This window comes from Anabaena sp. CCY 9613, assembly GCF_963920895.1.
GTDB lineage: Bacteria > Cyanobacteriota > Cyanobacteriia > Cyanobacteriales > Nostocaceae > Cyanocohniella.
The window spans coordinates 105,813-117,416 of record NZ_CAWUDE010000008.1 but is presented as its reverse complement, the minus strand read 5'-3'; the positions used below and the strand labels follow the sequence as shown (position 1 = coordinate 117,416).

Below are 11,604 nucleotides of genomic sequence, written 5' to 3'. Positions count from 1 at the left end.
TCCTCTTATGGATTTAGTACCAATAACCATTCTTGATTTTGCTGATTCCATTCAGGCAAGGAAGTTTCCCCCACTACATAGGGCCCCCAGTAGCGCCGGGAACCATCTTGTGCAAAGGCAATTATAATATCTCCTGGCTCTAACTTGAGATTCCCATTAGGTAGGGACAGCTTCAACCCTTTTTCACTACCTTCTTGGGGATCAAAGTCCCAATGGGCTGGAACATCATAGTTTATGTGTTTATTATCAGCATTTTTTGCCTGTGATTGCCGAGCCAGTAAGGCTAAACGCACAGGTTGATTTGTGCGATTGCTCATGCGTAAATTGCCCTGATTTTTGACATCAGCAACTGAGTTTTGCCGATCTGCCAAAATGTGAGTCTGGCTTAATTCCTCTGGAGGAGTTGGGGTGGCAGATGGATTGGTGGTGTTAGTAGAAGTAATTGTTTGATCCAAGACAGGTGATACTGGAGCTTCATCTAATTGTGATATATCTGGATCGACTGACTCAAAAGAAACACTGATATCCCAGAATCCCACTAGTAAACCAAGCAGCCCCAAAGCACAAGCTGTGATAACAGCGTTACGATACACTGTAGATTTCATCTAGCACCCCCAGGAGACTCCCGCTATACCCGCAAGGGTTAGCGGCGAGGATGCCAGTCGCCTGCGGAGGGAAACCCTTCCGCAGCGCTGGCGCAGGAATGGGGCACAGCAAGGAGCTTCACCCCCAAATAATTCTGAACGTAGTTTAGACAATGCGCGGGGTGAGCGAGTTGCTGTTAATAGTCTGTGTGGATGAGTTACAATATTAGTATGACTCAATCCATATCTGTTAAATGCCAGCTTGTAGTGCCCCCTAACTTTGTCGGCGAAATTGACCGCACAATGGAGGGGTTCGCTGATGCTTGTAATCAGATATTGGAGGTGGCTAAGTGTGAGAATTGCTGGAATACTACTAAGCTTCACCACAAGGTTTACAAACCTGTGCGCGAATCGACTAAGTTGAAAGCTAATCATGTTTGTCAGGCTATTAGACGAGTTATTGGTAACGCCAAAGCGGTTAAACAAATCCACAGATTTAGACCCACCTCTATCAGTTTGGATGTTCGCACCTTTGTTTATAAGGAAGCAACCCAATCTGTAGGGGTGACTTTGATGTGTGGGCGAGTTGAATTTAAGTTGTCCATTGGTGGTTATCAGATTGCATTGCTGAGGGGTCAAACTCCAACCAGTGCAACATTGAATAAAACTAAACTTGGACAATACTTTATCAACTTCGTTGTCGATATCCCAACACAACCCACGGGCAAAACTCCCAAGGTAATTGGGGTTGACTTGGGCAGGCGAGATATCGCCACTACTTCTACGGGTAAATCGTGGCGTGGTAAACAAATTCAATCGACTCGTGACCGCTACAGCAAGGTCAGGGCAAACGCTCAATCCAAACGCACTCGGTCTAGTCGTAGACTTTTGAGAAGGCTTTCTGGGAGAGAACGGAAGTTTCAAGAATGGTTGAATCACAATATTTCTAAACAACTTGTCAGTAGCGCAAAACGGATAAACGCGGCATTGGCTTTTGAAGATCTGACTAATATTCGAGAGTCTTTGAATCAAAAACGACGAAGCAAAACAGAGCGCCGTAGAACCAATAATTGGGCGTTCTATCAGCTGCGTTTGTTTGTTGGGTACAAGGCAAATATTGCTGGTGTTCCGGTTGTCTTTGTCCCACCTGCCTACACATCTCAAACCTGTTCCCGATGCCACCACGTCCACCCAATCAAGGGTAAATCGTATCGCAACGGAAAAGTCTTTAAGTGTGGGCATTGTGGATTTGAGCATGATGCTGATATAAACGCGGCGTTGAATATTGCTGCTCTTGGGGTGACTTTTGTAAACTCGCCCGAAATTCCGGGGATTGCTTGTCAACTAGAAGGACAATTGTCCCTCTTTCCGATAGGTGAAATCTGGGATAAAGCTCCCGCTATAATCGGTACTCCGATTTAGCGGCGAGTTGTTTACATTAATAATGGTTAGCAATAATATTTTGTTTAGCCTTGACCAAATACTAGCCTATTATCGGCAGCGGTAATTTAAAATATTGGCCTATTCAGTTGATATTGACTCTGAGGAAATCAAGTGATGCCATGTATCATAAATGGCAGTCTTTCTAGAAAAGATTGGCATAAATAATTACATAGCTTTTTTACTAAATAAGAACGAAAAATCTAGCTTTTTCGTCAATTAGTTCAGCATAAACACAAAAATTGAGTAAAATATGATGCACAAATAAGTAATTTATTTGTAGAAATACAAAAAGCAGCTTTTTAGAATCAGGTAGTGTGAGTTACCATGTGCTTTTTTGTCAATTCTTAAACTGAACTCTTAGACATCTTTAAATTTATTAATAATTTACAATAATTTTAGCGTATTCTTCTGTAGATTAAAAAGCTTTATTTACATCTACCCATACTACATTGAATTTATCTCCTTCACCTCTGCTGCGGTTGGGGTAAAATATGTCATTACTGAAAAATTTAGCGAAAGTTCCTCACCTACGATGCAAAATACTCGTCTGACTAACTTGTTTGACGCCATCGCTAGGCGTTTGGGGCAATGGTTTTTAAATCCTTGGCGGCGCTTATCGTTACTGACTATTAGTTTTTTGTTTGGCTTTTTTCTGGGAACGGCAATTTCTACCATAGCTGGACAAAGAGGTACGTTAGACATTTTGATGGCAGGAATTTTAGTGGTATTTACAGAGGTTACTAGTAGGATATTTTATAGCCGGAGCTTTATGGCTAGACAAGCACTTTGGGTAGAATCACTCAATTTACTAAAAGTGGGTTTTATTTACAGCATGTTTGTTGAAGCCTTTAAATTGGGTTCGTAATTATGAGTTGGTGGTTAGATGATGCAGATGCAACATGGCAGCAGCAAGCACAAACAGCGGCTTTAGCAGACACTTCAGTGGCTCAGGCTTTTGGCATCACACCTACAAATGTGGATGAAATGATCCAAAAGCGATCGCACTTACTAAAATCTGTACTACCCAATTTTTACCAAATTAAATTCTCCGTGCCACCTGAGGCTATGTTGGGTGTATTGTGGGACTTGTGGCTACCACTGGGAATGAAAATTGCGTCGCAGCGCCAAGAGTTGGGGCGTCCTTTTATCCAGGGAATCTTGGGAGGACAAGGAACAGGTAAAACCACCATGTGTCAGGTTTTGGGCTTGATTCTTCAAGAATTGGGATACCGCACCTTGAGTTTATCTTTAGATGATTTATATAAAACTTATAGCGATCGCCTGGCTTTAACACAGCAAGATCCTCGGTTAATTTGGCGTGGCCCACCGGGAACCCACGATATTAATTTAGGTTTACAAGTCCTAGATCAAATTCGTCAATGCCAAAGTCCTGTGAGTGTTCCTCGCTTTGATAAATCTGCATATAACGGTGCAGGCGATCGCACTACTCCAGAAATTGTCCAAGATGTGGATATTGTATTATTTGAAGGTTGGTTTGTTGGAGTACAACCCATTAATCCCGATGTCTTTGATCATGCACCGCCACCCATCGTTACAGAAGAAGATCAGGCATTTGCTAGGGATCTAAATGAACAGCTAAAAAATTATCTACCATTGTGGGAGCGATTAGACAGTTTAATGGTGTTATATCCCATCGACTATCGTTGCTCCCTAGAGTGGCGTCAACAGGCAGAACAACAAATGATCGCTGCTGGTAAATCAGGCATGAGTAATTCACAAATAAAAGATTTTGTCAATTACTTTTGGCGATCGCTACACCCAGAATTATTTATTACGCCGTTAGTAAAATCTCCTTCAGCAGTCGATTTAGTAATTGAAATTCATCCTGATCGTAGTATTGGCGCAGTTTATTGATCCAATGGTATAAATTTAACGCGATCGCGCCCCTCTGATTTTGCTTGATATAATGCTTGGTCAGCCATAGCAATCATTTTTTGTAAGTCCGAGCCAGGCTGAGGAATTGTTGTGGATACGCCAATACTGATGGTCACATAAGGACTAACTTGGGAAGTACCGTGAGGAATAGCCAATTTCCTGATGACAGAGCAAACGGTTTCAGCCAAGAGAATAGCACCTTCGGTATCAGTTTTTGGTAAGATAATGGCGAACTCTTCGCCGCCATAACGAGACACTAAATCGGCAGGACGTTTAAAAGTATTTTTAATAGTGTTAGCGACTTGTTGTAAACAGCGATCGCCTGCTTGATGACCATAGGTATCGTTAAAAAATTTAAAGAAATCAACATCGCATAGAATCAAAGAAATAGGCATTTGATCTCGTGCCATGCGTTGCCATTCTTGGGTGAAATATTCTTCAAATCGGCGGCGGTTAGCTACTTGAGTTAATCCATCGATAGTCACCAATCTCTGCAATTCTCGGTTAGCTGCTTCTAACTGTCGCTGAATTTGAGCTTGTTGAATTAAGCGTCTGACTCGTTGACGCAAAACAGGCCAGTGAATTGGTTTGGTGACAAAATCAATGGCACCTACTTCAAATGCCCGATCAACTGACTCTTGGTCATCTAGCCCTGTAATCATTAACACTGGCGTATACTGACTATATTCTAGAGACTGTAACAGAGTACAACATTCAAATCCATCCATATCAGGCATAATCGCGTCCAGCAGTACTATCTGAGGGTGCAATTGGTTACAGAGATTGATAGCCTCTCTTCCACTGTGAGCTTCTGCTATCTGATATCCTTCTCGTTCTAAGGCCAGTCGTAGCTGCATCCGGATAAATTGTTCATCGTCAACGATGAGAACTAAAGATTGGTCTTCTGGAAAAATTTTTTTCAATCTGCCTCCTGCTTCAGTTCTCTTTGCAAAGCGGTTTTGACTAACTCATACTCCTGATAAAGTTTTGATAATACTTCTAAACTGCCTGTCAAATTGCTACTAAGTCCTTGTACTTCTAGTTGCTGACAGAGTTGTGCTAAAACTGTGGCTCCCACCGCACCGCTACTAGACTTAAGTTTGTGGGCTGCTTGCCATAAAGCTTGGGCATTTTGAGTAGTCACAGATGCATTAATATCTTGTATCAATTGGGGAAGCTCTGTTAAATAACAATTAAGTAGTTCCGTAAGTGCCGCCTGATCTCCTGCTAACATATTGCGTAAGGATTGCAGAATTTGGGCATTAATGACCGTAAATTCCGAATTTATTCGTAGTCTGCATTTGCTGAGTGCCTGAACTAAATCTGCGATCTGGACTGGTTTGCTAATGTAGTCATCCATGCCGGCAGCCAAACAGATTTCGCGATCGCCACGCATGGCATTGGCAGTCATGGCAATAATATAAGGACGAGAATTAATGTCCCATTGTTGACAGATAATCTTAGTGGCCTCCAGCCCATCCATTTCGGGCATTTGTACATCCATTAACACCACATCATAAGACTGACGTTGCAATGCCTGGAGTATTTCTAGCCCATTAGTTGCGACATCGGCCTGATAACCAATTTTCTCTAGCGTTAGCAGGGCAACTTTTTGATTAACGATGGTATCCTCTGCCAACAGAATACGTAACGGCAATCGTTGTGCTAAATGCAAATCAAGCGCGGGAGTTTGGCGCACAGAGATACTAGCTTTAATAGGTTGATTACTTAAAACACAGGTGAAGACATTGTAGAGTTGAGACTGTTTAACTGGTTTGCTCAAAAATGTCACCAACTGGAGATCATTAAATTCACTGTAAGTTGCCGATTTTCCTAGAGAGGTGAGAATTACCAAGGGTAAATCCTGACAGCCAAATTGTTGGCGGATTTGCTGGGCTAGAGTTAAGCCATCCATATCGGGCATTTGCATATCCAGCATGGCAATATCGAACTGTCTTCCCTCATTGAGTGCAGCTAAAGCTTCCTGTCCGGATTGAACTGCATAAGTTTGCATTTTCCAAGATGCTGCCTGTAAGCTGAGAATTTCTCGATTAGTGGCATTGTCATCCACAATTAATACCCGTTTGCCCATCAGCTGGGCGGGGGAAGTATAAAATTCACCAGGTTCTGAATTGGCGACAACTTGGGTAGTAATAGTGAAATAAAAATTGGAGCCTACTACAGCCGAATCAGCTGATAAATGCCATCCAGAACGGGGATTACCACCTACACAACCTTGGCTTTCCACCCACAGACTACCGCCCATCATTTCACTTAAGCGTTTGCTAATTGCCAGCCCCAGTCCTGTACCCCCATAGCGGCGATTCATGGAAGCATCAGCTTGGGCAAAAGGCTGGAATAAGCGGGACATTTTTTCTGGTGGAATGCCAATGCCTGTGTCTTTGATGGTAAAGAGAATTTTGTAAATGTTTTTGGCTTTCTTGCTGGTTATTTGCCTGGCTTCCACAGAGAGGATCACTTCTCCCTGTTTAGTAAATTTAATGGCATTGTTGAGTAGGTTCATCAAGACTTGACGCAGACGAGTTAAATCGCCCACAATCTGTGCTGGAATCTGAGGCTTGATTAAATAAGCCAGCTCAATATTTTTTTGAGCGGCTTTCGGGGCTAAGAGGTCGATGACTTTTTCTATACAAGTTCTTAAATCAAAAGGTTTTGCTTCTAGTTCCAGTTTGCCTGATTCAATTTTAGAAAAATCGAGAATGTCATTAATGATAGTTAGTAGTGCCTCTCCACTACTGCGAATTGTCTCTACAAAGTCTTGTTGTGGGGCAGTCAAGTTAGTATCTAGCAGCAACTCTGTCATGCCGATAACGGCATTCATGGGTGTGCGAATTTCGTGACTCATCATGGCTAAAAACTCACTTTTTGCCCGATTTGCCGCTTCTGCTTGACGTTTTGTTTGCTCTAAAGCAAAGTTTTTTAAGGTAAGTTCTTCACGTTGTCTGGTTTCTTGCTCTAGTAATTGAGCTTGGGCTAAGGCAATACCTAGTTGAGCCGTAACGGCCTCTAATAATTCAATTTCGTCTGGAGTCCATTGGCGAAAATCTCTGCACTGATGTAAACAAATAGCACCATTAGGTTCTCCTTGATAGGAGGTACGGACTGACAGTATAGACTTGAGGTCAATTTCTGGGTATACCAGTTCAGCATCTGGGAGTAGAGGATCAACAGAAACATTTACCGAAGCGATCGCTTGATCTTGAGCGATGATTTGCTGAAAATAAGGATTATCAATAATTGGCATCTCGATATTCAATACCGAGGGATAATCCCAGACAACATACTCTGCTACTACAGGTAAGCGGGGAATCGGGTCAATAATATAAGAGTGAATCAAACAGCGATCTACTGCAAACGCTTTACCGATTTGGCTAGCAGCCGTCTCAAAAATGCCTTTAGTATCAAGACTTTCACGAATTTTCTGCGTGATTTGTCCTAGTAGCAACGTTCGATTAAATTGGCGTTTGAGTGCATCTTGTGCTTGTACGCGTTCAGTAATGTCAGTGTGAGATCCCACCATCCGCAAAGCATTTCCTTGTTCATCCCAAAGTGCTTGTCCCCGGTCAAGAATCCACTTGTAGTTACCGTTTTTACACAGTATCCGATGCTCACTAATGTAAAAGGATGTTTTTTTAGCTAGGTGATCCTTACGTACTTGCATCACCATTTGCCAGTCATCTGGATGAAGACGCTTTACCCATTCATCTAAATCGTTAGCAATTTCGTGGTCTGCATATCCCAACATTTCCTTCCAGCGAGGAGAGAAGAAGACTTCGTTGGTTTTGATGTTCCAATCCCAAATGCCATCGTTATTTCCTTGCAATGCTAATTGCCAACGTTCCTCTTGTTCTCTGAGGGTTATTTCGGCTTGCTGGCGATGGCGTAGCGCAGCTTGGTGTTGGCTAATATCATTTTGCACTCCCACAAAGTGGGTTAACTGTCCGTTTTCGTCATGAATGGGTGAGATACTCAATTCATTCCAGAAACCGCTGCCATCTTTACGGTAGTTGCGGAGAATAACCTGACAATTCTTGCCGTTTTTTACAGCTAACCGCAATTGATCTAGTGCTGATTGCTGGGTATCGTGACCTTGCAAAAATCGACAGTTATGCCCAATGACATCAATTGCACTGTAACCTGTGATTTGCTCGAACGCAGGATTGACGTAAATAACTGGATTATTAGGCAGTCGGGCATCGGCGATAATAATACCGTTACTGGTAGCAGCCAGTGCCCGTTCCCGCAATCTCAAGGTTTCTTCTACCAGCTTCAGATCCGTAATATCAAACATGAATCCCCGGACAACAGCAGGAGATCCGACTTTTTGAGCCACATTCAGAATATTTCGCAGCCAAACAACTCTTCCATCGGCGGCTAACATGCGATATTCCCATTCGTGACTTTCACCTTTAACTACTGCTTCTTGGCAAAAACTGCAAAACTTTGCTTTGTCTTGTGGATGCAGGTGGTTGAACCAAAAATTTTCCTGATACCAGTCATCAATGGGATATTCTAGTAATACTTCTGCTTGAGGCCCAACATAGGTAAATCGCCAAGTTTTCCAGTCTAATTCCCAGGGAATAACTTTGACGGTTTCTAATAATTGCCGCAGACGAATTTCACTGCCTCGCAGGGCAATTTCTATTTGTTTTTGCTCAATAATTCTGTGAGCTAATTCTTGATTGATTGTGGCTATTTGATAGCTGCTGAATTGAGTAGCTTGGATAAAGTAACTTAATAAAGTTAGGGTTCCAGCCAGTAATAATCCAGCAACCAATACAACTGTAGGTAAAAGTGATTTCCCGCTTGTTAATAAATCTGAAGTAGGAGCAACCTGCACTTGCCAGTTGAGTCCGTACAAGTCAATGTATGCATCTTGCTGGAAGGGTAATAAAGTGGGCAAACGGGAATCATCGCTGTAAATCAACTCCTCACCGTCAAATACATTAATTTTGTACCCTGGTGGTAATTCGACAATTACATCTAGTAGGCGTTGGATTTGAAAAACTCCTAAAATAAATCCATCAAACTGCTGTTGTTTGCGTAGGGGAACATATGCTAAAAAGCCTTTGCCGCCTTGGACAAGATTAACTGTACGACTAAAAGTGATTTCACTGCGATCGCGTGCTGTTTCTAATGCTTGTTTACGCCGTGGTTCCTGGCTCAAATCGAAATTTTGGGCAGTTTCATTCCCCGCTAACGGGACAATCCAGCGTACCCGAAATGATGCATCCACCCATTCAATGGCCTGATATCCGCCAAAGTCTTCCACTTGGGCTGCTGCATCTGCTTCCCATTCCAGACGAGGAGTACCGCCCCGCATTTGCCAGCGCTTTTGCATACGCTCTAATGCTAAAATACGCGTCCTCAGTTCCGTCGTCAATTCAGTTTGCAGTGCGATCGCTTGTTGTTGTACCAGTTGTTCAATGTTGCTTTGCTCTTCAACTAGTAGTCTTTGCCATAATATAACCACAGCAATTGAGACGAAAATTCCCACTAAAAGTGGCAGCAACAATCGTTTGCTGAAACAATGCACAGATTTAAATTGAGCATATCTGTGCCGCACACCCACTTATTTGTCCTCCAACACTAGTTGCACAGACTTTTACTTTAAATTTGTTAAAATCTGAATGGTAATGAGACAACTACGGGTTTTTCAACAGATAAAATTCTATCTTACGGTATTGAGTATTTTATGTGAATGAAAAATAATTACTTATAGAGTAAATTAATCTTCGTTCAAAATTAGCATTATTGCAAATTATTATTTAGACAAATTCATTTGCGAAATTTAATAATAAGTTATTATGTTGTTAGTATCCAGCTAATTAATTCATTCAAATGAAAAAGAGAATAGTGACCTCAGTTTGCTATGGAAAATTCATGATTTTTCCAGCTTATAAGAAATCAAATTTTGCGTCAATCACCTCAAGACTCGTACAAAAATAACTTACCTCAAACTTGCCTACCTGGAAAACTGTAGTTTGTAGTCAAGATTATAAAATTGCTTCTGGATGTCGCAATAAAAAAACTCTACTTTTCACAATGGATCAGGTTTATTTAAAAATATAAGCCTGAATTTACAGAGGTGTGGGAGACTCAAAAAAGTAACTTATTCTTGCGGTATGCCTCACCATTATCGGAATCATGACAAGGTAAATAAATGTCTTTGCAGTTTAGGGAATAGCTCATAGTCTTTATGCGATCGCTAACACCATGTCATAAAAACAACAACATTTGATACCCAATCCACTTAGTTGCTGATTGCTCCGGATCTCTGTGGTTTGTTTTATTCTAAAAAATACAGATAAAAAATAATTTAAAACTTCATGATTGAACTTTTACAAAAAATTAGAGTAATTGACCCGGTATCTGGAACTGATCAAATAGCTGATGTCCTCATTGCTGATGGTAAAATTCAAGCTGTCGCCCCCCAAATTTCCGATATCAGTTCCCAGACTCAAATTAAAGATTGTCAAGGATTAGTTTTAGGAACCGGGTTAGTTGATTTATACAGTCACTCCGGTGAACCAGGATTTGAAGAACGAGAAACCTTGTTATCTTTACTACAAGCTGCGGCTGCGGGTGGCTTTACTAGAGTGAGTATCTTACCTGATACATCTCCAACTATTGATCATCCTGCATTAATAGCAAAGTTGCAGAAGCAGCGAGATCAAGAACATACTAATGCTGTCAGCCCCATACCTCATCTGCATATTTGGGGTGCAATCACATTAGATTTAGCTGGGAAGCAACTGACAGAATTAGCAGAGTTAGCGGCTGCGGGAGTTGTAGGTTTTACAGATGGTAAACCTTGGGAAAACTTAGGGTTAGTGCGGCGAGTGTTGGAATATCTCCAACCAGTGGGCAAACCCGTAGCCTTTTGGCCAAGCGATCGCCTATTATCAGCCAATGGAGTCATGCGCGAAGGTGCAGAAGCATTGCGTCTTGGTTTACCACCCATACCCGCCAGTGCCGAAACCACTGCGATCGCCTCTTTGATAGAATTAGTAGCAGCCATCGGTACACCAGTACATATCATGCGAATATCTACAGCCCGGAGTGTAGAACTTATCGCCTCAGCCAAAGCTGCTGGTTTACCCATCACCGCCAGCACTACTTGGATGCATTTGTTACTAGATACCAAAGCCGTTAAAAGTTATCACACCAGCTTGCATTTAGAACCACCCTTGGGTAATGCTAGTGATGTTAGAGCGTTACGAACTGGGGTAAAGCAGGGAATTATCGATGCGATCGCCATTGACCATACACCCCACACCTACGAAGAAAAAGTCCAAGCCTTTGCCGAATCATTACCAGGGGCGATCGGTTTAGAATTAGCATTACCTTTACTGTGGCAAAACCTTGTAGAAACTGGTGAATTTACAGCCTTAGAATTATGGAGTGCTTTAAGTACTAATCCTGCCAAATGTTTAGGACAGAAACCAAGTACAATTACTCCCAATCAATCAGCAGAAATCATATTATTTAATCCCCAAGAAACCTGGAAACTAGAAAAGAAAAACCTACATACACTTTCTGTTAATACACCCTGGCTAGGACAACAACTAAAAGGACGTGTAGTAAAAACTTGGTGTTAGTTGCTAACAGATAAATTAAACTTTTAAATATTTATGCCATCCTACTTACAGGGAAGTTA

Annotated in this window: 7 protein-coding genes; 4 read left to right on the top strand and 3 right to left on the bottom strand. The window is 41.9% G+C overall.

Annotated elements, in window-relative coordinates; translation table 11 throughout:
* Positions 1–5: 5 nt before the first annotated feature.
* Complete coding sequence (locus ACM0OT_RS11665) at positions 6–605, bottom strand: hypothetical protein (protein WP_414564506.1); 600 nt, start codon at positions 603–605, stop codon at positions 6–8.
* A gap of 210 nt (positions 606–815) precedes the next feature.
* Between ACM0OT_RS11665 and ACM0OT_RS11660 the strand changes: the two genes are divergently transcribed.
* The 3 genes from ACM0OT_RS11660 to ACM0OT_RS11650 all read left to right on the top strand — a co-directional run bounded on the left by ACM0OT_RS11660 (position 816) and on the right by ACM0OT_RS11650 (position 3,902).
* Positions 816–2,006 (top strand): RNA-guided endonuclease InsQ/TnpB family protein, encoded by a 1,191-nt coding sequence (locus ACM0OT_RS11660; protein ID WP_414564505.1) that lies wholly within the window; start codon positions 816–818, stop codon positions 2,004–2,006.
* A gap of 553 nt (positions 2,007–2,559) precedes the next feature.
* Complete coding sequence (locus ACM0OT_RS11655) at positions 2,560–2,892, top strand: DUF565 domain-containing protein (RefSeq protein ID WP_414564504.1); 333 nt, start codon at positions 2,560–2,562, stop codon at positions 2,890–2,892.
* Positions 2,893–2,894: 2 nt separating this feature from the next.
* Positions 2,895–3,902: a glycerate kinase gene (locus tag ACM0OT_RS11650; RefSeq protein WP_414564503.1), complete on the top strand. Its 1,008-nt coding sequence runs from the start codon at positions 2,895–2,897 to the stop codon at positions 3,900–3,902.
* On the opposite strand, the gene ACM0OT_RS11645 is transcribed toward ACM0OT_RS11650, so the two are convergent.
* On the bottom strand, positions 3,896–4,846 hold the full coding sequence (locus ACM0OT_RS11645) for a diguanylate cyclase domain-containing protein (RefSeq protein ID WP_414564502.1): 951 nt from the start codon (positions 4,844–4,846) through the stop codon (positions 3,896–3,898). The genes ACM0OT_RS11650 and ACM0OT_RS11645 overlap by 7 nt on opposite strands.
* Positions 4,843–9,456, bottom strand: a complete 4,614-nt coding sequence (locus ACM0OT_RS11640) for a PAS domain-containing protein (RefSeq protein WP_414564501.1) — start codon at positions 9,454–9,456, stop codon at positions 4,843–4,845. The genes ACM0OT_RS11645 and ACM0OT_RS11640 overlap by 4 nt, the downstream gene beginning before the upstream one ends.
* A gap of 817 nt (positions 9,457–10,273) precedes the next feature.
* Here ACM0OT_RS11640 and ACM0OT_RS11635 point away from each other — a divergent pair.
* Positions 10,274–11,545 carry a dihydroorotase gene (locus ACM0OT_RS11635; RefSeq protein ID WP_414564500.1) on the top strand — a complete coding sequence of 424 codons (1,272 nt, stop codon included), beginning with the start codon at positions 10,274–10,276 and terminating at the stop codon, positions 11,543–11,545.
* The last annotated feature ends 59 nt before the right edge of the window (positions 11,546–11,604 follow it).